Raw genomic sequence first — 21,345 nt, 5'->3', positions numbered from 1 at the left:
AAAAATCCCCTGAAGGTAGTTTATCCTTCAGGGGATTGATCATACATCGTAATTATCGTTTTCCTTTTAAATAAGGTGTCCCAAGTGCTTTCGGTGCATCTGCCCGACCGATGAAGCCAGTAAGTGCTAAAATGGTCAGCACATATGGTGCAATGAGCATATACACGTTAGGTATATCTTGGAATAGCGGCAGGAGAGAGCCAATTATACTTAAACTTTGAGCAAATCCAAAGAATAAAGCAGCGCCCATTGCGCCGAATGGGTGCCATTTACCGAACACAAGAGCAGCTAGTGCAATGAAGCCTTGTCCAGTAATGGTAGCATGTGAGAAATCAAGCGCGATGGTTGACGCATAAACAGCTCCGCCAAGACCACCAAACAGTCCACTAATAAAGACGCCAATATAGCGCATCCGGTACACTTTAATTCCCATTGTATCAGCAGCCATTGGATGTTCTCCAACTGCACGAAGACGAAGACCAAATGGCATTTTAAATAAAACAAACCAAGCAACAACCGCAAGCGCTAAAGCGAGTATGGACGTATAATAAACATCTTTAAAGAAGATATCACCAATAATCGGAATGTCACTTAAAAGGGGAATATCACCTTTATAGAAAGGTTCTGTAATTTTATCTGTTTGAGCTTTCCCATAAATGAGTTTTACGACAAACAGTGTAGCGCCAAGTGCCAGCATGTTAATCGCAACACCACTGACCGTTTGATCTGCACGGAATGTAATGGTCGCAACTGCATGAATCAAAGAGAACAATCCGCCAATTGCCATTCCGACGAGGAGCCCAAGCCACGGGGTCAAGGCGCCAAACGTATCAGCAAAAAACAAGTTAAAGATAATACTGGAAAATGCTCCGACGACCATCAAACCTTCAAGACCGATATTCACAACACCTGATCTTTCTGAAAAGACGCCTCCAAGAGCGGTTAAAATAAGTGGTGCAGCATAGACAAGTGTTGCCGGGACGATGATTTCAAGAATTTGCAGAAATCCCACTTATTTTCCCCCCTTTTTCTTCATTTGGTTCATCACAAGACGGATAATATAGCTTGAGGCGACGAAAAGAATAATGATCGCAATGACAATATCAACGACCTCAGTCGGTACGCCAGATTCAAGTGGCATATTTAAAGCACCGACCTTCAATCCACCAAGCAGCAGTGCCGCAAGAACAACACCAACAGCAGTATTTCCACCTAATAAAGCGACGGCAATTCCGTCAAAACCTACACCGGTAAACGAGCCTTTAATTGAAGCATATTCAAATGTACCAAGACCTTCCATAGCGCCTGCAAGACCTGCAAAAGCACCTGAAATGAGCATCGCATAAATGATATTGCGGCGAACGTTCATCCCGGCATAATGGGATGCCTGCTGGTTCATTCCAACAGCCCGCAATTCAAAGCCTTTAGAGGTTTTTTGAATAATGACCCACATCACGACCGCAGCGATAATAGCGACAAAAATACCATTATGCATCCGAGAGAAATCGGTGATTTGTTCAAAGAAACCAGAGCGAAGTGAGGCAGTGGCATCGATTTTTTCTGTTTTATCTTTATTATTCGTTAAGACATTTGAGATCAAATAGTTTGTCACATGAAGGGCAATGTAGTTCATCATGATCGTGACAATCACTTCATGAACATAAAAACGAGCCTTTAAAAACCCAGGGATGAAGCCCCATAATGCCCCGGCAGCAGCTGCGGTGATAAGTGCAAGCGGTAGATGGATGTACATAGGTGCATGGACAGTTGTACCAATCCATACAGCAGCTACCCAGCCAATGAGCATTTGACCTTCAACACCGATATTAAAGAGACCTGTCCGAAATGCAAAAGCAACAGCAAGTCCTGATAAAATGTAAGGTGTCACTTGTCTGATGGTTTCTCCCATATAATAGGTTTCACCGAAGACGCCATTCCAAAGGGCGCCATAGCCTTCGATGACACTATAACCGCTTGCCAGCATAATAATGGCCCCAACAAAAAGACCAAGTACGATGGCTATAAGTGGAATGAGCAGATTTGTTAAGCGATTAGACATTTGCTTCTTTCCCCACTTCCTGTTGCGTACTTCCAGCCATTAATAGACCAAGCTCTTGCTCTGTTGTTTCTTTTGGATCAACGATGGCAATAATGCTGCCTTCAAAAATAACAGCAATTTTATCACTGACATTGATAATTTCATCAAGCTCAAATGAGATGAGCAGGACGGCTTTGCCTGTGTCTCTTTGCTCAATGAGGCGCTTATGGACAAATTCAATCGCACCAACATCAAGTCCACGTGTCGGCTGAGCAGCAATTAATAAGTCAGGATTGCGGTCAACTTCACGGCCAATAATGGCTTTTTGCTGATTTCCGCCTGATAGCGCGCGCGCCTCTGTATATTCACTCGGTGTTCTGACGTCATACTCGGCAATGATTCGTTTTGCCTTTTGGTAAATATTTTTCATGTTCATCAAGCCAAATTTTGAGTATGGACGCTGATAATACGTTTGTAAGGAAATATTTTCTCCTATTGAAAAATCAAGCACTAGTCCGTGTTTATGACGGTCTTGAGGAATATGTCCTATTCCAGATTCGGTCACCTTACGAGGCGGAAGATTTTGAATGGCTTTCCCATTAAGCAGGATCGTGCCAGACTCTGATTTTTTTAGACCAGTAATGGCTTCAATTAATTCAGATTGACCATTGCCATCGACTCCAGCAATACCGACGATTTCTCCAGCCTTTACTGAGAGGTTGAGATGTTTCACCGCTTCAATACCTCGCGCGTCTTTTACCGTAAGATCTTGAATGTGAAGTACTTCCTCAGCAGGAGAGGCTTCTTTTTTGTCTGTCTTAAATGAAACTTCACGGCCGACCATGAGGCTTGCAAGCTCATCTTTGTTTGTGCTTTCCACATCAAGTGTACGAATGCCTTGGCCTTTTCGAATAATGGTGACGCGGTGACAGGCATCCATAATTTCTTTTAGCTTATGCGTAATTAAAATAATGGATTTGCCTTCGTTGATTAAGTTTTTCATAATTTGTATGAGTTCTTTAATTTCTTGAGGTGTTAAGACGGCTGTTGGTTCGTCGAAGATCAAAATATCAGCGCCGCGATAAAGTGTTTTTAAAATTTCTGCACGCTGCTGCATACCAACAGAGATGTCAGATACTTTTGCGGCAGGGTCTATTTTTAAGCCATAGCGGTCAGAAAGCTCTTGTACTTGCTGTATGGCTTGTTCTTTGTCGATCTTTCCAAATTTTTTGGGCTCTTTTCCTAAGATGATGTTTTCAGCGACGGTGAAGGTATCGACAAGCATAAAGTGTTGATGCACCATACCGATGCCTAAATCACTTGCATCATTCGGGCTAGAGATGGTCACAGGTTTTCCATGAACCTTGATTTCACCTTTTTCAGGCTGGTAAAGACCGAAAAGCACGTTCATGAGCGTTGATTTTCCAGCGCCGTTTTCACCAAGCAGCGCATGAATTTCGCCCTTTTTTAGCTGCAGCGTAATGTTGTCGTTTGCTACAATGCCAGGGAATTCTTTGCGTATATTCAACATTTCAATGACATAATCCACAGGTTTAACCGCTCCTTTTTTAGGGTGCTGATGAAGATAAAAACTAGCAAAAGAAAAGCTGCAAAACGAGGCTGCAGCTTTTCTTTTACCACCTTTTACGAATAAAGAGGAGGTAAAGGAGAAACAAGGGGATAAGACGCGCTTATCCCGATGCTCAAATTAAGCTTTAAAATCTTTTAGTTCATCACGTGTTGCAGGGATTTTAATTTCACCCTTGATGATTTTTTGTTTCCATTCTTCCACTTTCTTTAATACATCTTTACTTAGGTTGTCTTGAGATGGAGAAATGTCAAGAGCGCCTTCTTTCAGACCGTATGTGATCACTTCGCCGCCAGGGAACTTACCATCTTTTGCTTTCGTTGTTAAGTCTTGTACCGCTGTGTCGACTTTCTTCACCATAGAAGTAAGGGTGACACTTTGCTTTGTTCCAGGTACTTTTCCTTCGTCATACTGGTCTTTATCTACACCGATAACCCAAACTTTACGGTTAGGATCCGCTTTTTTTAGGTTTTTCGCTTCTGTGAAGACACCAGTTCCAGTGCCGCCAGCAGCGTGATAAATGATGTCGACGCCAGATTTGTACATGCTTTCAGCTGTTGCTTTCCCGATGTCTGCTTTATCGAATGCACCAGCATATTTCACTTCAACTTTTGCTTTCGGGTTAGCTGCTTCAACGCCTGCACGGAAACCGACTTCGAATTTTCTGACTAATTCAGAATCAACGCCGCCAACAAAACCAATTTTGTTTGATTTTGTAGAAAGAGCAGCCGCAACACCTACAAGGAATGATCCTTCGTTTTCGTTGAATACAATGCTAGCTACGTTGTCTTTTTTCACGACTGCATCAACGATAGCAAAGTGGTTTTTCTTACGTTGGTCTGCAATTTCAGATATAGCATCTTCCATTAAGAAACCAATTCCGTAAATCAAATCGAATTTCTCACGAGCAAGAGTGTTTAAGTTTGTTGTATAGTCAGCGTCTGATTTAGATTGTAAGTAATCAAAGCCGTTTTTACCTTTTTTAAGATTGTTGTCTTTTCCAAATGCTTGTAAACCTTCCCAAGCTGATTGGTTAAACGATTTGTCATCGACACCACCGACATCAGTTACCATTGCAACAGTGAATTGATCTTTATCTTTTTTGTTTTCACCGCTGTTTGAGCCAGAGTTGCCGCATGCTCCAAGGATGGTTCCTGCTGCTACGACTAAGGACAATGCTAGTCCAATTTTGCGCTTCTTCAAAACATAACCCCCTATAAAATTTAAAAGTTTCAGAAAAGTCTCGCGAAAAAAGACCGATCTACCTCTTCTCACCCGTCTGAATAGGGTATTTTATCCTGCTTTCAACTGAAATTGATAGATGGCAGGAGAGAAGATGTAAGACATCAGACTTATATCTCGTTGAACTAATCAATCATAATTTATCATTTCCAATCGAATAAATAAATAGAAATTTGTTTTATTTTTAAAAAAATGTTAAAAGGCGAAATTCAATGTCTTTTTATGTGCTGAAATATGATATAATGCCGCTTTTGTGATGTGCTCTACTACAGTGAAACCACTGATATCAAGGGGGTTGTCACATCGTGTTCCATAAAAAAACATCTGGCCTCTGTACAAGGTCAGATGTGTCAAATTATAGATATTGCTGAATTAAATTCATATTTGTTGTACTGAGTTTATATTGGAAAACAGGACGTCCAATGGTCCCATATGCCATTTCAACATCAACTACTTCGATGTCCTCAAGGAATTTCAAGTATTTTCTAATGGAGACTTGAGAGATTTCTGTATGATTCGCTAGGTCTTCGGTCGTGAAAGCCTGATGACCGAATGATTGAATACTTGTCCAGATGAGTTTGAGTGTGCTTTTGGTCAGGCCTTTTGGCAGAAGGACTTTTTCCGTCTCTGCTTTTTTATGAAAGAGCTTCGCATCTAAATCATTTTGCGAGATGCTGTTCATCGTTTGGTACAAGGCGTGTTTCCGTTTATATTCTGAGAGTGCCGATTGGAAACGTTCAAACTCAAATGGCTTGATTAAATAATCAACGGCTCCGTTTCGCATCGTTTGTTGGACCACGTCGACTTCATTTGCAGCTGAAATGACAATGACATCAACCGAATGATTTTGTTTGCGAATTTCTGATAATAATGCCAGTCCATTTTGTCCAGGCATATAAATATCGAGCAATACGAGGTGAATGGCTTCTGTTTTTAAAATATCCAGTGCCTGCTGAAAAGAGGTGGCGATTCCCTTTAATTCAAAGCCCTCAATTTGGGTCAGGTAGCGTTTGTTCAGCTCCCCAACCATTGGGTCGTCTTCTACTATTAACACATTAATCATGTGAATCCTCCTTTTGTTTATACGGAATGCGGAGACTAAAGGTCGTTCCTTCTCCTTTTTCACTCGTGACAATTAGATGTCCGTTCAATTTTTTGATGCTTTGGTCAACGAAATAGAGACCGAATCCTCTGTCTTGTCCTTTCGTTGAAAAGCCTTGATCGAACATGATGTCTTGTTCTTCTTTTGTGAGACCAACACCCGTGTCTGTAATCTCAATATGAAGCTGCTCCTGAACGTATCGGAATGAGATCGAGATGTTTTTTGTCTCAGTTTGAGAAACCGCATCGAGTGCGTTATTTAACAGGTTGCCAATGACGGTAATGAGATCATGCGTCACTGCTGGGTCCTCTGAATTTGGGACTTGTGTGCTGCATATGACTTCTAAGGTCGCGCCTTGTTCCCTGATATAACTTTGTTTTCCTAGTAAAAATCCTGCTAAAACAGAGTTTTTCACATGGTTGATGATCTCATTTGTTTCCGTCTGCTGATAGATTGCAATATCTTTGATATAAGTGCCAAGGTCATCGTAGTTTTTGAGTTGTACCAATCCTAAAATGACATGAAGCTTGTTCATAAATTCATGCGACTGGGCACGGAGGGCGTTTGCATACATTTTGACTCCGCTTAGCTGCTCCGCCAAATGTTTGACTTCTGTTTTGTCGCGGAAGGTGGCGATTGCCCCGACAATTTCACCTTTTACCGTAATCGGGACTTCATTAAAGACGAGCTCCAGTCCGTTCATTCTCACGTCGCGGTCAAGCAGCGGCTTGCGTGTATCAATGACTTGCTTTAAGCCGCTTGAAGGGAGGAGAACCTGAACATCTTGTTCTCTAGGATCAACCATAATGCCCATATTATGAAAGAGTCGTTTCGCTTCAGCATTGGCGAGCTTGATTTTACCGTGCTGATCGACGGCAAGAATCCCTTCTTTTGTTGATTCTAGCATGGCGCTTCGTTCTTTTAATAATGTAGCAATCTCATCTGGCTCTAGTCCAAACATGATTTTCTTCACTTTTCTTGCCACAATGAGTGCTCCGATGATTCCAGAAAGAAGACTGAGCGATGTGACGAAGTAGAGTGGAAGTAAGCTTTGATGAATGATCAAGTCAATTTCCTTTAACGTAATCCCTACTGCCACAGCCCCGAGCTGCTTTCCATCTTGATCATAAACCGGTACAAAAGCACGCATAGATCTGCCAAGTGTTCCAGAAGCCGTACTAATATGTTCTTTACCTTGTAATGCTGGCTCTTCATCACCGCCAGCAAACCGTTTTCCGATCTTCTGCGGATTTGGATGGGTTTTGCGAATGCCGTTCATATCCATTACGACAACGAATTCGGTTTTGGTGATTCGCTGAACACTTGTTGTATATTGACGCAGTGCTGAATACGATTGGTTTTCTTTTAATGATTTAGCTGTGATCGGAGCCTCTGCGACCATCTTGGCAGTGGAGAGGGCGATGTCACGTTCCTGCTGATGAATGTTCTTCGCTGTTTCTGACCAGATCGTAAAGAAAGTAATACAAAGGGAGATCAGGACAACAATACAAACAAAAATCGTTAGACGTGTTTGCAGTCTTAAAGTTTTTTTCACGAGTATACCCCTAACGCACGATTTTTTCGTAATAGTAATACTTTAACGGGAAAATGTAAGTTTGTGAAGGAATGTACGTGCAAAATCACAAATTTGATTTTGCTGCCAGTTTACTTTGAAAGCATCTTGTCAATCTGTTTTAAGTGAGCCATAATAAATGTGAGCTTATGAGAAAGGATCTATTTATGAAAAATACATATTTGACTGGATATTTTCCGCTGATTTCGATTTTACTATTCAGCTCTGCTTTTTCGATTTTCACAGTAGGGATTACGACTGATTTCTTGAATCAAGCAGGTATTTTAAAAGGGATGATGGAATTCTTCTCGGAACAGGGCATCAGACTTGCTCTTTTTGCTGCTTTTGCACTTGTTTATTTTATGATTTTATCTGCCTTGAAACTGATTGCAGATACGGTATTAGAGCTGGCACTACTCTTTTTCGCGAAAGATCCTGAAGGGGAGAACTTAAAGAAAATTCGGATTGCATCCGTTGTTTATTTATTTGCTGGCTTACTTGCATTTCTACTGACGCAGCAGCTGATTCTGCTTGTCGGACTATTTGTCTTAGCAGGTCTTGTCTATTTTATCTGGGTTGTGGTTCGCATTTATCAATCGCTTTCCATGCTGAATTTAATTGGTTTTATGATGTTTATTTTGCTGTTTTGGGCCACGTTTTTAATCGGCATTTTGTACTTATTTATTAAGCTTTATAACAGTGTTATGGCAAGTCTGCCTTCATAAACAGACAAAGAAAGCATCCTCCACGATCGGAGGATGCTTTTTTTTATGATAGGAACCGTTTTTGTATATCGGGTGTTGGCATCATACAAGATGTTTTTTGACCGAACCATTTGTAGCGATTTTTCGCTATCCGTTCATAAAACCAATCGCGGATAGGGCGCGGAATGGCAAGGAATACATAACTCCATCTGTAGATCCCTTTTAACTGCCGCATGGCTTTTAAGATGCCTGTCGACTTCGTATAAAGGGTGCCTTTTTCAATATAAATAAATGAATTGAATTCATCTAGAGGCAAACCGTTTTCTTTTAAAATGCGCTGTCCTGTCTCTGATTGTAATGAAGCAAACATCATTCGCTCATTTGGATCACGTTTAATCACAAACTGAACAGCGCCGCTGCACACGTTGCAGACACCATCAAATAAAATTAAATGGGGTGGATGTGTTGAATGCATGGCAATCAAACCTCCTGTTTATCTGGCGTATTGCATCGTATTTTTCCAAATACGTAAGTGCGGACTTGAGCTGTAAATAGATTCAACCGTTCCTCTATCTCTTCCAACCCATACACCCATTGTATATTGATCTGTTAGTCCGACAAACCAAATGTCTTTGTAGTCATTGGATGTCCCTGTTTTACCACCGATGTAAGGGGAACTGAAATTCGCTTTTTTCCCTGTCCCGCTTTTTACAACAGAGGCAAGTAATTTACGCATAGTGTCATTTGTCCGCTGAGAATACACTTGCTTCGGTGACTCTTTCCACTTGTAAAGGGTCTTACCATTTAAGTCTGTTACCTTTGTGATTGAATGACTTTGCGTGTAAGCTCCTTGATTACCAAAGACGGTATATGCGTCTGTTATTTCTAGCGGCGAGAAGCCCTTCGTAAATCCACCAAGTGCAGAAGGAAGGCGATAATCATCCGCGACGATATGTTCGAATGAGAATTTCTCTAAGTAGCTAAAGCCTTTTTTGACACCAACTGTATCCAGCATTCGGATCGCAGGAGTATTGTAAGAGTTCTTAAAGGCTGTTTCAAGTGTGACGGTTCCGTATGTTTTGTGACTATAGTTCTGCGGACAGTATCCGCTGCTGCAAAACTTGCCGGCACTGATTTTGCTTGAAGCTGTTGCACCGGTTTGGTCGATATAAGGACCATAGTCTAAAAGCGGCTTAATCGCAGAACCAGGCTGTCTTTGTGCTTGATAGGCGTAGTTGAAATCAAACTTTTTATAGTTCTTTCCTCCAGCAAGTGCGACTATTTGATGCGTTTCATGATTAATGACCGCTGATCCGCCTTCTACACCTTGGTAAGGTAATTGTGCATTAAGCTGATAGACGGCTCGTTGCTGTAAGGAAGGATCAAGTGCCGTATAAATTTTGACACCATCTTGAAGCAGGGCACTAACCTTTTCAGATAATTCTTTTTGAATGGCTTTTTTTGCACCATCTGTTTTCGCTTTCTTCAAGCGTTTTGTAAAGCCTTCCTGATCTGACACAAGATCGGTAAATTCCTCATTGGCATATGTCACATAGTCAGGGTAAAGGTTTTTCTTTTCACTTACGGACAGGCTGATTTTTTGTTTGACGGCTTTTTTGTATTGCTTTTTGGTGATCACACCGTCTTTCTCTAAAATACCAAGTAGTCGTTCTTGGCGCTTCTTTGTGTGTTTGAATTGCTTCAATGGATCATACAGTGTTGGGTTGTTTGGAATCGCAGAGATAAATGCCATCTGTGCAAGCGTTAAAGAACTAAGCGGCTTATCAAAATAGTAATTAGCCGCAGAACCGACACCGTAAACACCATTACTGAAATAAATCGTATTTAAATAGCTTTCGAGTATTTCATCTTTCGAGAATTTCCGCTCTAATTCGTAGGAATAGAGCAGCTCTGTAAACTTTCGGGTGAACGAACGTTCATGGCTTAAATATAAATTACGAGATAATTGCTGTGTGATCGTACTTGCGCCTTGACTGATGCCATGGTTTTTCACATTTGAAGCAAGGGCACGCACAACCCCCATAAAGTCAATGCCTTTATGGTCATAAAAGTTCCGATCCTCTGAGCGGAGGAACAGCTCCTTCACATGATCAGGGATTTTATCATACGTGACGAATACGCGGTTCTCATCGTTTGATACGATCTCGGAGATGAGAGAACCATCCCGATCATACATATAACTGTTTTGGGAAAAATCTATCTTTTCCAGCTTGATTTTTTGATCAAGCACTTCGTTCACAGGCTTCACACTTGCAGCTTCTTCCTTTGATAGATAAAAAGTCAGAGCAAACAATGGAATGAGGGCAGCAAGTAATAACCAACCAATTATTGCACGAAACATGAGGTCACTCACTTTCTTCAATTTTCTAGCCATATCGTACCATTCTTTTGCGAATACGAGAAGGTTATTTTTAGAAAAGAATGGGCTTGAAGTCTAGTGAATAAGGCTTCTACACAAGAAAAAAGAGTATCTGAAGTTGGTTCAGACACTCCTTTCTTTTGCCTTCGACTGTGAGCGAACCGCCCATAAAAATAATGCACCAAACAGAAAAATTCCGGCGGTGACATAAAAGACAGCTGGAATTCCGTAATGACTCGCGACAATGCCACCAATCACCGGACCGACAACATTCCCAAGAAAACGGAAGCTAACATTGTATCCGAGCACTTCCCCTTGCATAGAGGCAGGCGCTTTGATCCGAATATACGCCGTCGTACATGGAATAATCCCGCCGAGTGCCATCCCGTATAGAAAACGGAAAAGGACTAACATCGCATAGGAATCCGCCATTGCTTGCGGGATGAATAAAATAGAGGAGAGGATCAGAAGGGCGAGCAGCACCTTGTCATGACCAATTCGATCTCCGAGATCTCCCCATTTTCGTGTAAAGAGCAAATTGCCAAGTCCAGTTGCAGAGAACGCAAGACCCGCATAAAATGCGAGATTAACAGGGCCGTGTAAATCATGAATGTATAAAGCCAAAAGAGGCTGAATGCTAAAGTTCCCTACTTGTGTAATAAACGTTAAGAGCATCGTGACGACTAGCAAAGGCTGTTTGAAAATATGAACGAGTACTTCCTTCCGTGAATAAGAAACGCGCTTCGCTTCTTTCGAACGGATGGGCTGTTCTTTCACTCCGAAAATAATCACAATGGCTGACGCATAAATGACAGCCGCTGTGAGGAAAAACGTATAAATAAATCCGACGCTGTCTGCCATGAATCCGCCCATTAATGGGCCAAACAATCCTCCGGCTACATTACTCATCTGCATCGTACCAAGGGTTTTACCCGCAGTTGCCTTTTCCGTCTGTGCAGAGATGAGTGCCATTGAAGTCGAGATAAAGCCTGTGACAAGCCCCATAAAGAGCCTCAGGGCGAATAGTTGATAAACAGTTTGCACAAGCCCCATTAATAGAATACTTGTCGCTATTCCAATCCCGTTAATAAGCAAAATCTTTTTATAGCCATGCCGATCTCCAATTCGTCCCCAAATCGGAGAAATTAGAAAGGCCGTTAAAAACGTGACGCCAAAGACATAACCGCTCCATCTCTGGACAAATTCATTTGAATAACTGCTATCAAGAGATTCTATGTAAAGTGATAAAAAAGGGACGATCATTGTAATGCTGGCAGATACAAAAAAGTTCACAAACCACATGATGTACAAGTTTTTTTTCCTGTTTGTGATAGAGACCACCTTCTTTAAATATTTCGTGTTCCTTAATAATTATAAAGGAAAATAACCAATCTTTCATCTGATGGATAGGTTGGGCATAGTGAATCTGCATTATTTTCAAGAAAATGAAGTGATTTCAAGGTCCGTCTTAATATAATGGTATGAGAATGAAAAACTGACGAAAAAGTGAGGTGAGAATGGTGGAACAGAAGACGGTGCTTGTGGTCGATTTTGAATTTACGATGCCTGATGGAAAGTATCACCCGCAAAATTTTTTCCCTGAAATTATTGAAGCTGGAGTAGTGAAAGCGGCAAGTGAAACGATCATAGACACGTTCTCTAGCTACGTCAAACCGAAAAAGTTCCCGAAGCTGACGAAGCGATGTAAATCGTTTCTCGGTATTACGCAGCAGGATGTAGAGAGCGGAATTTCCTTTGAGGCGTTTATCGAGAAGCTTGTGTCGCTTGATGGGGGAGAGGATTGTGAGATTATTACATGGGGCAATATGGACATGAAAGTGCTGAAGCAAAACTGTATGCTCAATCACATTGGCTTTCCTTTTAAGGGCAAGCTGAGGGACCTTGCCTTTGAATATAAAACCTTTTTTGGTGATCGCACACTGACGGGGCTTCGCAAGGCGGCAAAGGAATACGGCAGCGAAGGAGCTGGTAAGCATCATAAAGCACTTGATGATGCCATGACGACTTATCAGCTGTTCACCCTTTTTGAAAAAGACAGATCCTATGTGGAAAATCCGCAAACAACCAAAATTGGTGAGCTGATCGATTTCTCTCACTTTTTTGATTCGGCTGATTAGCGGGCGTCTTCTGGAAAATAATCTTTTTCGAGAGAAGATAGGCATGCCCTTGATTTTTCTGCCCATTTTGAATCATCCGCATGAAGCGCTTGTTTTAATTTTTCTACAGCTTCTTTTAGTGATACTTGATAATCTGGTATATCGCCATCATAAGGCTTCACCATATGATGAGGGATATTCGTCTGTTCACGATAGGCCAAAGCCCGTCTTTCTTGGAAAAAAGGCACGTCTGCTTCTTTTGGGTGATGCAGGTCGCCTTGAGTGGGATGTGTCAGAACGGCTTTCACTTGAACGAGATAGGCCGAAGGTTTTACTGCTGTCACTTCCCCAACGTAAACACCTGTTTTATAAAATCCTTTCACAACTTGTCCAATTTGAATGTCTGTCATGTGAAATTCCTCCATTTCCTTCTCGCAGGAAGGTATTTCATTTCTTTTAGCCAATATAGTGAAGTAAACGAGCAAAAGGGGGGAATGGCGAATGCTGTCGTTCATCGCACTCTTTCTACTGTATTTTCCTGAAGATAAAAGGGAGTACATCCCAGCGGCAATCACCACGGTGATTTTCTTTATGGCTGCATTTATTTGCTTTCGTCTGATCGTTCGTGCGTCTAAGAAACAGGAACGAATAGATGAAAAAAAGACAAAAAAAATGGATTGATCATTTTCTTCTTGTATCTTCAGGAAACTTCACGGTAACGGTTGTACCAGACTGAAGCGAACTTTTGAAACGAATGGTCCCATGATGATTTTCAATGATAGAAAATGTCACGGTCAGTCCAAGTCCAGTTCCTTTATTTTTTAAGGTGTAATAGGGTTCGCCAAGCTTTTTCATTTGGCTTTCTGTCATTCCTACCCCGTTATCCACGAAATAAATGCATATTTTATGATTTTCTTTGGAAGCAAAAAGTTCAATTTTCCCTTCGTGTTCTGGGGCTGCTTCAATCGCATTTTTGATTAAATTAATCATGACTTGTTTGATCTTCGTTTCATCACCTTGAATGTATAAGTCTGGTTCAATGGATTGATGAATCGTGACCGATTTGAAATTCGCATAGGATGTCATCAGTGATGCACATTCCTCGAGTAATTTAGATAGGTTGAGAGATTCAATTTGATAATAATTTTGTTTCGCAATGTCAAGATAACTCGTAATAATATCCTGCGCTCTGTCTAACTCTGACAAAACGAGATTTTTATAATCTTTATTGGCGGCCGGCTCTTTTGTATTGTCACTAGAAAAGAGCAATTGAATAAAGCCTCTCACCACTGTCAGTGGATTGCGTACTTCATGGGCAACGCTTGCAGCGAGTTCACTTACAATGGTCAGCTTTTCTGATTGGACGAGCTGTGTTCTCATTTGCGCATTTTCTTTGACGAATTCAATGGAATAGATACTTAGCACGAGAAAGAATATGTAGTAAAGAGTTGAGAAAAACAACTCAAGTAACTTCTGCTGCATGATAAAGGCCGGGCTGTATTCCATTAAGCTGACCGCAAATAGTCCAATGTAAATAAAGAATCCTTTGGATAAACCGATAAGCACTCCATACATCAGCTTTTTCAGCTTCGTATATTGACGCCATTTCCGGTAAAACAAAAATGGGATGAAAAAGTAAATTGGTACGACAATGAGTCCAACCCATAAAAAAGAGCCATACATCACGAATTTGACCATGGAACTTATCAAGATAGCAACGATCCCAGCTGTGTAACCTCCGTATAAAATGGCAAGTACAAGAGGGATAGATTGAAGGCCAGTCTGCAAGTCTAAAATCGAACCAACTGGATACATAATACATAGTGCTGAAGAGATGGATGCGAATACTGTGACGAGCAGTTTATTCGTTTTTGGGAAATGAGCAGGGGTCCGGCTTAGCCATAGTGCATGATATAAAAAAATTGGAAATAGAATAAAAGATACATGGAGCAGAAAATCCTTGAACATTTCCATTTAAATGCTCTCCTCGTAAATAATTGTAATTCCTCTCATTATATCATTTCATGTACAAAGTAGATATGATAAAAGGAGGGTTTTTTTCTTTAAAAAGAACACCCGTGAGGATGTTCTTTCGATCATATAAGTCTTATTCAGATGATGGCGTAAACGCTTGATGAAGGCGTTTCAATCCTTCTTTGACTGTTGAAGCAGGGCAACCGAGATTCATCCGAATAAAGCCATCTCCCTCGAGTCCATACACGTGACCAAGCTCTAGGATCACTTTGCCTTTTTTCAGCAAATTGCGTTTCAATTCCGCTTGACTGAATTGATAATCCCGAATGTCCATCCATAATAAATAAGAAGCATCTGGTTTCATATAACGCATGTTTGGAAGATGTTCGTCAATATAGTCCATTGCCATTTTCATATTGTTTTCGAGATAAAGAACAAGTGCATCCAGCCACTCATCCCCATGGCGGTATGCTGCTTCCATCGCAGGAATCGCAAATGCATTCAGTTTAGCCAGTCCGTTTCTTTGCATTTCATTGTTGAAAAGGGTTCTTTTTTCTTCATCGGAAATAATAATGGCTGATGCTTGGAGGCCAGCTAAATTAAATGTTTTACTTGGTGCAATGCATGTCACTGTGATATGTGCTATGTCATCAGAAAGACTAGCAAATGGCACATGCGGCTTTCCGTATAGCATCAAATCAGAATGAATCTCATCTGAAACGACTGTAACACCGTGCTTGATACAGAGGTCTCCTACTCGATTTAATTCCTCTTTTGACCATGCTCTTCCTGACGGATTATGCGGATGACAGAGGAACATCAGCTTCGCTTCTGGTCTGCTTAATTTTTTCTCTAAATCATCAAAATCCATGACATAGCGGTTGTTTTCTATTTTTAAAGGATTGGTTGAGACTGTTCGTCCATTTCGTTCAATCATTTGATAAAAAGGTGTATACACAGGGGACTGTATGACGACTTCGTCACTTGGTTCTGTATAGGCTTGGACTGCAAAACTAAGTGCCGTGACAATCCCAGGTGTGAAGGTGACGGCTTCTGTCTGGATCGACCATCCGTGCCTTCTTTTGAGCCATTCAGCTACTGCCTGCTGCGTATCCTGATCTTGAAAAGCATAGCCAAATACACCGTGATCCAATCGCTTTTTTAATGCATCAAGGACGACCTGCGGTGCTTTAAAATCCATATCTGCTACCCACATTGGCAGTGCATCTGTTGTAAGGAATAAAGACTCTGCTTGATCCCATTTCACTGATTTTGAACCTTTACGTATGATCTGTTCGTCGAAATTCATGAAACCCACCTCTAGCCGTTTTTCAACCATTGTTGGTTGTGCTAAAATAAACATCACAAAATTTATTATAAGCGGTGATACCGATGAAAGATAGTCAAGCTGTAGAAGAGATGATTCAACTTATTAAGGCATGGGACCCTTTTCAATATGGGGAGGACTTTTATGAAACGGAGCCTGCTGACGTCATCAGTGCATTATACGACGCAGAAGACCCTTTATCTTTAGCAAAAGACATTCAAGCCATTTATCATCACTCATTTGAGCAGCTCCTGCCTTTTGAAAGCTGTCAACATATAGCGAATCAGCTTTTCGTCATACGAGACAGCAGCTCCTGCACACGCTAAGACAGACTGAAATGTCCAATTTGATCAGACACAAAGACCGGATTTTCCTCAGGAACGAGGTGCCCGGTTTTTTTTAATGCATGCAAGGTTGAGTTTGGCAGATCCTTGTGCAGTCTTTCTCCTATTTGGATCGGAACAATTCGATCTTCCTCACCCCAAATGAGTAGCACAGGTGTCTCCATTTTCTTGAGGACATCAGAGGTCAAATCCCCTTCGCGATGCCGAATCAAACGGAAAATCCCTCGGAAAATTTGATCATCAGAAAAAGGCTTTAAATATCCGTCCACCATTTCTTGATCAATAATGGAATGATCATGCACAACAGCCGTCAAATTTTTCATGATGCCTTGCTTCAAGAGCTTTCTTTTTAGATAGAGATAAAAATAAGGAATATATGTGCTGTAAACAAGTGATCTCTTTGATTTATTTAAATATCCTGAGCTGCACAAAAGGACTGCCTTTTCAAATAGGTCTGGCCGTTCAGATGCGGCGTATAAAGCAATTTGACCGCCCATCGAATGACCCACAAGGATTGCATGCTGAATCTGTAAGTGACCAGCTAGCTCGATAATGATCTTTGCCATGTTGCGATAGCTGTAAATAAACGTATTCGACTTCTCGGACTGTCCAAATGGCGGCAGATCGATTGCGATTAAATTGAAGTCTTGTTTCAAAAGCGGGATGAGCTTTCGATAGCTGAAGGTAGAAGAGAAAAGACCATGAATTAAGATCAATGTTTTCTTCCCCTGATTTGGATAGTGCTCGTAATAGATGTCTAAACCGAATTTACTTTTCATATAAGCTGGCTGAACAATGTCCACAATCATCACTCCGATACTTGATACTCTCTCTGTTAGGTGACTGTATTGTACCCTAAAAAGTGGATTTTAAGCTATGGTTAGCATCTTTTCCCTGCTTAGCATAATGGGAAAAACGTGCTATAATGTTCAGAAGATTTTTTAAAACTAGCTTTTTACAATCTGAGGTGTGAAATCAAATGAAACTAACAGAAAAAGAAACTGAAATATTAGAGATTTTAGATGAAAACAGCCGTGCCGATTTAAATACCATTGCAAAAATGGCAGGCGTGACAACAGAAGAAGCAGAAGCGATTATTCAAAAACTTGAAGATCAAAAAGTCATTATTGATTATTCAACCATGATTGATTGGCGTAAAGTAGACGGTCACGAAGGCGTCACAGCAATGATTGATGTCAAAGTGACACCCAAAAGAGGCGTCGGATTTGATGAAATTGCTGAACGTATTTATCGCTTTCAGGAAGTGGAGTCTGTCTATCTCATGTCAGGCGTTTATGATCTATCTGTTGTGATCCGCGGAAGATCTATGTCTGATATTGCCCGCTTTGTGTCTGAAAAATTATCGACACTTGATTCCGTTGTTTCAACAACTACCCACTTTATTTTGAAAAGATATAAACATGATGGGAAAGTGTTTGAAACAGGAGACGATGACAAAAGAATCGTGGTGTCACCTTAAATGAAAAAGTCTTATTTATCTGAAACGGTACAAAGCATTCAGCCGTCAGGTATTCGGAAATTCTTTGATTTGGCAGCCACAATGGAAGGGGTTATTTCCCTTGGTGTCGGCGAGCCAGATTTCGTGACAGCTTGGAATGTCAGAGAAGCCAGTATTATGTCATTAGAACAAGGACTTACCTCTTATACGGCGAACGCAGGCTTGTTATCTTTGCGAAAAGAATTGAGCGACTATTTATATAAGCGGTTTCACATTGATTACAGTCCTGAAGAAGAACTGATTATCACAGTTGGCGGAAGTCAGGCACTTGATTTGGCATTTCGTGCGATTTTAAACAGCGGGGATGAAGTGATCATTCCAGAGCCTTGTTTCGTAGCATATGGGGCCCTTACGACACTTGCAGGCGGAGTTCCTGTCTATTTAAGTACCTCGGCTGAAAAAGATTTCAAAGCAGACTCTGCGGATCTTCGCACGAAGCTGACGCCGAAGACAAAAGCGATTCTGCTTTGCTCACCATCAAATCCAACTGGCTCTGTTTATTCAAAGGAAGAGCTTGAAGATATTGCTCAATTTGCAAAAGAGCATGACCTTCTCGTTATCACAGATGAGATTTACGCAGAGCTGACGTACGATGAAGCTTTTACAAGCGTTGCGGCCATTCAAGATATGAAAGAAAGAACGATCCTGATTTCAGGCTTTTCTAAAGGGTTTGCTATGACAGGCTGGCGCTTAGGATATGTGGCAGCACCACCAGTACTACGCGATGCCATGCTGAAAATACACCAATATTCTATGATGTGCGCGCCTGCGATGGCACAATATGCTGCAGAAGAAGCGTTGAAAAATGGGCTTGAAGATGTAGAAAAAATGAAGAAAAGCTACAGAAGGCGTCGGAATTTGTTTGTCGGCTCTTTGAATGAACTGGGGCTCGCATGTCACCAGCCAAACGGCGCATTTTACGCTTTCCCGTCCATTAAAAGCACGGGCATGACGTCAGAACAATTTGCTGAGGAGCTGCTCCTAAGTGAAAAAGTAGCCGTTGTCCCTGGTAATGTCTTCGGACCGAGTGGTGAAGGTCATATTCGTTGTTCATATGCTTCGTCTCTTGACCATCTTCAGGAATCCCTTTCAAGAATTCAGCGCTTTTTGCAAGAACGACAAGTGAAAGAAGAAGCACCTGTCATTATTAAATAAAAAAGGCATCAATCCATTTGGACTCATGCCTCTCAAATTAGGGGGGAATACTAGAAAGCATTCTTGTTTTCAGGTATTCCCCCTTTTGAACGGATCTAAACCCAATTAAAAAATATTTTGCGTAAAAGACCGTTCTGTGATATAGTTTTTAATTGCGTATAAACGAATATTAAAACATTTATTTAGGAGTTGTTATCATGGCGACAAAGTTTGAAGTAGGCAGTGTTTACACTGGTAAAGTAACAGGATTACAAGCGTATGGTGCGTTTGTTGCATTAGATGAAGAAACTCAAGGACTTGTGCATATTTCTGAAGTAACACATGGTTTTGTAAAAGACATCAACGAGCACCTTTCAATTGGTGACGAAGTACAAGTAAAAGTTCTTTCTGTTGATGAAAATGCAGGTAAAATCAGCCTTTCTATCCGTGCGACACAAGATGCACCAGAAAGAAAAGAAAGCAAGCCAAAGAAACAAAGACCACAGCAAGTGAAAGAAGAAGCTGCTGCACCACAAGGTTTCAATACACTTAAAGATAAACTTGAAGAGTGGATTGAGCAATCTAACCGTAAAGATCTGATCAAGAAATAAAAAAAGCACCGCTTCAAACGGTGCCTTAGGCTGCCTCGTATAGGCGGCCTTTTTTTATGTCTTTTTGTTTAGCGAACCTCTGGATTCGGCTCGTCGCGGCGAACAGCTTCTTCGCTTGGCTTGAACAACAGACCAAGGTTAACAAGACCTGCAATTCCAACAAGACCATAAATAATACGTGATAATGCAGAGCCTTGTCCGCCAAAGATCGCTGCTACTAAGTCAAATTGAAAAAAGCCGATTAGTCCCCAGTTAATAGCACCGATAATCGTGAGCACGAGGGCAATACGCTGAATAGCACTCATCGTGATTCCTCCTTTCGCTACAGCATCAATACATTTATATTTTGCAGATTTTTAGCCAAACTATGCGTAAGAAAATGGATTAAAGCAAATTACTTTACTTTTGGAATGATTGAGGCGCATAATGTAGCGCGAGGAGGAGATCAAATGGATCGATTTACTTATTGGAACCCAACGAAATTAATGTTTGGAAAGGGAGAAGTTTCAGCCCTTTCAGATGAACTTAAACACTACGGAAAAAACGTATTACTTGTATATGGTGGAGGCAGTATTAAACGAAACGGCCTTTATGACCAAGTTGTCAGCATTCTAAAAGAATCAGGAGCTACAATCACTGAACTTGCTGGTGTTGAGCCAAACCCGCGCTTAACAACGGTAAGAAAAGGGGTTGAGCTTTGCAAGGAGAACAACGTTGACTTTATTTTGGCAGTTGGCGGCGGAAGTGTCATTGATGCTACGAAAGCAATCGCAGCCGGAGCGAAGTACGATGGAGATGCTTGGGATATCGTGACGCGTAAGCATGTCCCAATGGAAGCCATTCCGTTCGGTACGGTGTTAACACTTGCTGCAACAGGTTCTGAAATGAACTCTGGGTCAGTGATCACAAACTGGGAAACAAATGAGAAATATGGCTGGGGAAGTCCAGCAGTTTTCCCTAAATTCTCTATTCTTGATCCAGTGAACACTTTCACAGTGCCAAAAAACCATACGATTTATGGCATGGTTGATATGATGTCTCACGTGTTCGAACAATATTTCCATCACACAGAAAATACACCTTACCAAGACCGTATGTGTGAAGGGCTTCTTCGTACAGTCATCGAAACAGCACCGAAGCTGATTGGCGATCTAGAGAACTATGAGCTACGTGAAACGATCTTATTCACTGGAACCATTGCGCTCAATGGTATGCTGTCAATGGGAGCACGTGGTGACTGGGCATCCCACAACATCGAGCATGCGGTATCTGCTGTTTATGATATTCCTCATGCAGGCGGACTTGCGATCTTGTTCCCGAACTGGATGAAGCATGTCATTCAGGAAAACCCAGGCCGCTTTAAACAATTAGCGGTACGCGTATTCGATGTGGACCCTGCGGGCAAAACAGACGAAGAAGTGGGCTTAGAAGGAATCGACAAATTGTCGGCTTTCTGGACAAGTCTTGGCGCACCGAACCGTTTAGCGGACTATGATATCAACGACGAGAAAATTGATTTAATCGCAGATCGTGCAATGGCACGCGGTGAATTTGGTCAATTTAAAAAGCTAAACAAAGAAGATGTTCTAGCTATTTTGAATGCTTCTTTATAATTAAACAATGAAAAGATAATTGCTTTCGAGCAGTTATCTTTTTTGAGTTCGACGTGTACATATGTTAAAGTAGTCTTTC

The 21,345-nt window shown here is 41.3% G+C and carries 22 protein-coding genes; 8 read left to right on the top strand and 14 right to left on the bottom strand.

All coding sequences use genetic code 11. From position 1 onward, the window contains the following. Positions 1-52: 52 nt before the first annotated feature. The 6 genes from MKX52_RS14300 to malK all read right to left on the bottom strand — a co-directional run bounded on the left by MKX52_RS14300 (position 53) and on the right by malK (position 7,525). On the bottom strand, positions 53-1,012 hold the full coding sequence (locus MKX52_RS14300; protein ID WP_003213713.1) for an ABC transporter permease: 960 nt from the start codon (positions 1,010-1,012) through the stop codon (positions 53-55). Further along, positions 1,013-2,059 carry an ABC transporter permease gene (locus tag MKX52_RS14295; protein ID WP_003212654.1) on the bottom strand — a complete coding sequence of 349 codons (1,047 nt, stop codon included), beginning with the start codon at positions 2,057-2,059 and terminating at the stop codon, positions 1,013-1,015. Continuing rightward, positions 2,052-3,587: an ABC transporter ATP-binding protein gene (locus MKX52_RS14290; protein ID WP_211064046.1), complete on the bottom strand. Its 1,536-nt coding sequence runs from the start codon at positions 3,585-3,587 to the stop codon at positions 2,052-2,054. Before MKX52_RS14290 ends, MKX52_RS14295 begins: the two co-directional genes overlap by 8 nt. A gap of 159 nt (positions 3,588-3,746) precedes the next feature. After that, a complete protein-coding gene (locus tag MKX52_RS14285) occupies positions 3,747-4,829 on the bottom strand; it encodes a BMP family protein (protein WP_342490904.1) in 1,083 nt (360 codons plus the stop codon). Positions 4,830-5,223: 394 nt separating this feature from the next. Beyond that, positions 5,224-5,931 carry a response regulator gene (locus tag MKX52_RS14280; protein ID WP_044140812.1) on the bottom strand — a complete coding sequence of 236 codons (708 nt, stop codon included), beginning with the start codon at positions 5,929-5,931 and terminating at the stop codon, positions 5,224-5,226. Then, a complete protein-coding gene (gene malK / locus MKX52_RS14275) occupies positions 5,924-7,525 on the bottom strand; it encodes a malate sensor histidine kinase MalK (protein WP_088000875.1) in 1,602 nt (533 codons plus the stop codon). The genes MKX52_RS14280 and malK overlap by 8 nt, the downstream gene beginning before the upstream one ends. A 185-nt stretch (positions 7,526-7,710) precedes the next feature. Here malK and MKX52_RS14270 point away from each other — a divergent pair, with 185 nt between their 5' ends. After that, the gene (locus MKX52_RS14270) at positions 7,711-8,268 is read left to right on the top strand and encodes a YufK family protein (protein WP_012011093.1); all 558 of its coding nucleotides are present in this window, start codon (positions 7,711-7,713) and stop codon (positions 8,266-8,268) included. Positions 8,269-8,311: 43 nt separating this feature from the next. On the opposite strand, the gene MKX52_RS14265 is transcribed toward MKX52_RS14270, so the two are convergent. The 3 genes from MKX52_RS14265 to MKX52_RS14255 all read right to left on the bottom strand — a co-directional run bounded on the left by MKX52_RS14265 (position 8,312) and on the right by MKX52_RS14255 (position 11,929). Continuing rightward, positions 8,312-8,722, bottom strand: coding sequence for a thiol-disulfide oxidoreductase DCC family protein (locus MKX52_RS14265; protein WP_144502867.1), 411 nt, complete (start codon positions 8,720-8,722; stop codon positions 8,312-8,314). 18 nt (positions 8,723-8,740) lie between these two features. Next, the gene (locus tag MKX52_RS14260) at positions 8,741-10,642 is read right to left on the bottom strand and encodes a transglycosylase domain-containing protein (RefSeq protein ID WP_251184344.1); all 1,902 of its coding nucleotides are present in this window, start codon (positions 10,640-10,642) and stop codon (positions 8,741-8,743) included. Positions 10,643-10,750: 108 nt separating this feature from the next. Further along, positions 10,751-11,929, bottom strand: a complete 1,179-nt coding sequence (locus tag MKX52_RS14255; RefSeq protein ID WP_254107562.1) for an MFS transporter — start codon at positions 11,927-11,929, stop codon at positions 10,751-10,753. Between the two features lie 218 nt (positions 11,930-12,147). On the opposite strand from MKX52_RS14255, the gene kapD reads away from it, so the two are divergent. Next, the gene (kapD, locus tag MKX52_RS14250) at positions 12,148-12,765 is read left to right on the top strand and encodes a 3'-5' exonuclease KapD (protein WP_041816319.1); all 618 of its coding nucleotides are present in this window, start codon (positions 12,148-12,150) and stop codon (positions 12,763-12,765) included. Here kapD and MKX52_RS14245 read toward each other — a convergent pair. Continuing rightward, a complete protein-coding gene (locus MKX52_RS14245; protein ID WP_012011088.1) occupies positions 12,762-13,154 on the bottom strand; it encodes a kinase-associated lipoprotein B in 393 nt (130 codons plus the stop codon). The two genes, kapD and MKX52_RS14245, sit on opposite strands and share 4 nt — an antisense overlap. 91 nt (positions 13,155-13,245) lie before the next feature. Here MKX52_RS14245 and MKX52_RS14240 point away from each other — a divergent pair, with 91 nt between their 5' ends. Then, complete coding sequence (locus MKX52_RS14240) at positions 13,246-13,425, top strand: hypothetical protein (RefSeq protein WP_003213469.1); 180 nt, start codon at positions 13,246-13,248, stop codon at positions 13,423-13,425. On the opposite strand, the gene MKX52_RS14235 is transcribed toward MKX52_RS14240, so the two are convergent. Beyond that, complete coding sequence (locus MKX52_RS14235; protein WP_216887739.1) at positions 13,426-14,718, bottom strand: sensor histidine kinase; 1,293 nt, start codon at positions 14,716-14,718, stop codon at positions 13,426-13,428. A gap of 133 nt (positions 14,719-14,851) precedes the next feature. Beyond that, on the bottom strand, positions 14,852-16,027 hold the full coding sequence (locus MKX52_RS14230; RefSeq protein ID WP_342490902.1) for a MalY/PatB family protein: 1,176 nt from the start codon (positions 16,025-16,027) through the stop codon (positions 14,852-14,854). Between the two features lie 83 nt (positions 16,028-16,110). Here MKX52_RS14230 and MKX52_RS14225 point away from each other — a divergent pair, with 83 nt between their 5' ends. Then, positions 16,111-16,371: a YugE family protein gene (locus MKX52_RS14225; protein ID WP_342490901.1), complete on the top strand. Its 261-nt coding sequence runs from the start codon at positions 16,111-16,113 to the stop codon at positions 16,369-16,371. Here the strand turns inward: MKX52_RS14225 and MKX52_RS14220 are convergent. Beyond that, complete coding sequence (locus tag MKX52_RS14220; RefSeq protein WP_236832128.1) at positions 16,368-17,198, bottom strand: alpha/beta hydrolase; 831 nt, start codon at positions 17,196-17,198, stop codon at positions 16,368-16,370. The two genes, MKX52_RS14225 and MKX52_RS14220, sit on opposite strands and share 4 nt — an antisense overlap. Positions 17,199-17,368: 170 nt before the next feature. Between MKX52_RS14220 and MKX52_RS14215 the strand changes: the two genes are divergently transcribed. The 3 genes from MKX52_RS14215 to yugI all read left to right on the top strand — a co-directional run bounded on the left by MKX52_RS14215 (position 17,369) and on the right by yugI (position 19,653). Then, on the top strand, positions 17,369-17,869 hold the full coding sequence (locus MKX52_RS14215) for an Lrp/AsnC family transcriptional regulator (RefSeq protein ID WP_003213765.1): 501 nt from the start codon (positions 17,369-17,371) through the stop codon (positions 17,867-17,869). Next, positions 17,870-19,063 (top strand): aminotransferase, encoded by a 1,194-nt coding sequence (locus MKX52_RS14210; RefSeq protein ID WP_216887733.1) that lies wholly within the window; start codon positions 17,870-17,872, stop codon positions 19,061-19,063. Positions 19,064-19,260: 197 nt separating this feature from the next. Next, entirely contained in the window at positions 19,261-19,653 is a 393-nt protein-coding gene (gene yugI, locus MKX52_RS14205; protein ID WP_007500519.1) for a S1 domain-containing post-transcriptional regulator GSP13, read from the top strand. 68 nt (positions 19,654-19,721) lie between these two features. Here the strand turns inward: yugI and MKX52_RS14200 are convergent, their stop codons facing one another. Then, positions 19,722-19,958, bottom strand: coding sequence for a DUF378 domain-containing protein (locus tag MKX52_RS14200; protein WP_003212952.1), 237 nt, complete (start codon positions 19,956-19,958; stop codon positions 19,722-19,724). 144 nt (positions 19,959-20,102) lie between these two features. On the opposite strand from MKX52_RS14200, the gene MKX52_RS14195 reads away from it, so the two are divergent. Beyond that, positions 20,103-21,266, top strand: a complete 1,164-nt coding sequence (locus MKX52_RS14195) for an iron-containing alcohol dehydrogenase (RefSeq protein ID WP_012011082.1) — start codon at positions 20,103-20,105, stop codon at positions 21,264-21,266. Positions 21,267-21,345 lie beyond the last annotated feature (79 nt).

It is taken from the genome of Bacillus sp. FSL R5-0422, from assembly GCF_038610765.1.
Taxonomy (GTDB): domain Bacteria; phylum Bacillota; class Bacilli; order Bacillales; family Bacillaceae; genus Bacillus; species Bacillus pumilus_O.
The sequence above is the reverse complement of the archived record's forward strand: the minus strand, read 5'-3'. Positions and strand labels throughout refer to the sequence as shown.

Coding starts and splice junctions, on each gene's coding strand:
- MKX52_RS14295 (WP_003212654.1), bottom strand. CDS start 2,059: ATGTCTAATCGCTTAACAAATCTGCTCATTCCACTTATAGCCATCGTA.
- MKX52_RS14280 (WP_044140812.1), bottom strand. CDS start 5,931: ATGATTAATGTGTTAATAGTAGAAGACGACCCAATGGTTGGGGAGCTG.
- MKX52_RS14270 (WP_012011093.1), top strand. CDS start 7,711: ATGAAAAATACATATTTGACTGGATATTTTCCGCTGATTTCGATTTTA.
- MKX52_RS14265 (WP_144502867.1), bottom strand. CDS start 8,722: ATGCATTCAACACATCCACCCCATTTAATTTTATTTGATGGTGTCTGC.
- MKX52_RS14260 (WP_251184344.1), bottom strand. CDS start 10,642: ATGGCTAGAAAATTGAAGAAAGTGAGTGACCTCATGTTTCGTGCAATA.
- MKX52_RS14255 (WP_254107562.1), bottom strand. CDS start 11,929: ATGTGGTTTGTGAACTTTTTTGTATCTGCCAGCATTACAATGATCGTC.
- MKX52_RS14245 (WP_012011088.1), bottom strand. CDS start 13,154: ATGACAGACATTCAAATTGGACAAGTTGTGAAAGGATTTTATAAAACA.
- MKX52_RS14240 (WP_003213469.1), top strand. CDS start 13,246: ATGCTGTCGTTCATCGCACTCTTTCTACTGTATTTTCCTGAAGATAAA.
- MKX52_RS14235 (WP_216887739.1), bottom strand. CDS start 14,718: ATGGAAATGTTCAAGGATTTTCTGCTCCATGTATCTTTTATTCTATTT.
- MKX52_RS14230 (WP_342490902.1), bottom strand. CDS start 16,027: ATGAATTTCGACGAACAGATCATACGTAAAGGTTCAAAATCAGTGAAA.
- MKX52_RS14225 (WP_342490901.1), top strand. CDS start 16,111: ATGAAAGATAGTCAAGCTGTAGAAGAGATGATTCAACTTATTAAGGCA.
- MKX52_RS14220 (WP_236832128.1), bottom strand. CDS start 17,198: ATGATTGTGGACATTGTTCAGCCAGCTTATATGAAAAGTAAATTCGGT.
- MKX52_RS14215 (WP_003213765.1), top strand. CDS start 17,369: ATGAAACTAACAGAAAAAGAAACTGAAATATTAGAGATTTTAGATGAA.
- MKX52_RS14210 (WP_216887733.1), top strand. CDS start 17,870: ATGAAAAAGTCTTATTTATCTGAAACGGTACAAAGCATTCAGCCGTCA.
- yugI (WP_007500519.1), top strand. CDS start 19,261: ATGGCGACAAAGTTTGAAGTAGGCAGTGTTTACACTGGTAAAGTAACA.
- MKX52_RS14200 (WP_003212952.1), bottom strand. CDS start 19,958: ATGAGTGCTATTCAGCGTATTGCCCTCGTGCTCACGATTATCGGTGCT.
- MKX52_RS14195 (WP_012011082.1), top strand. CDS start 20,103: ATGGATCGATTTACTTATTGGAACCCAACGAAATTAATGTTTGGAAAG.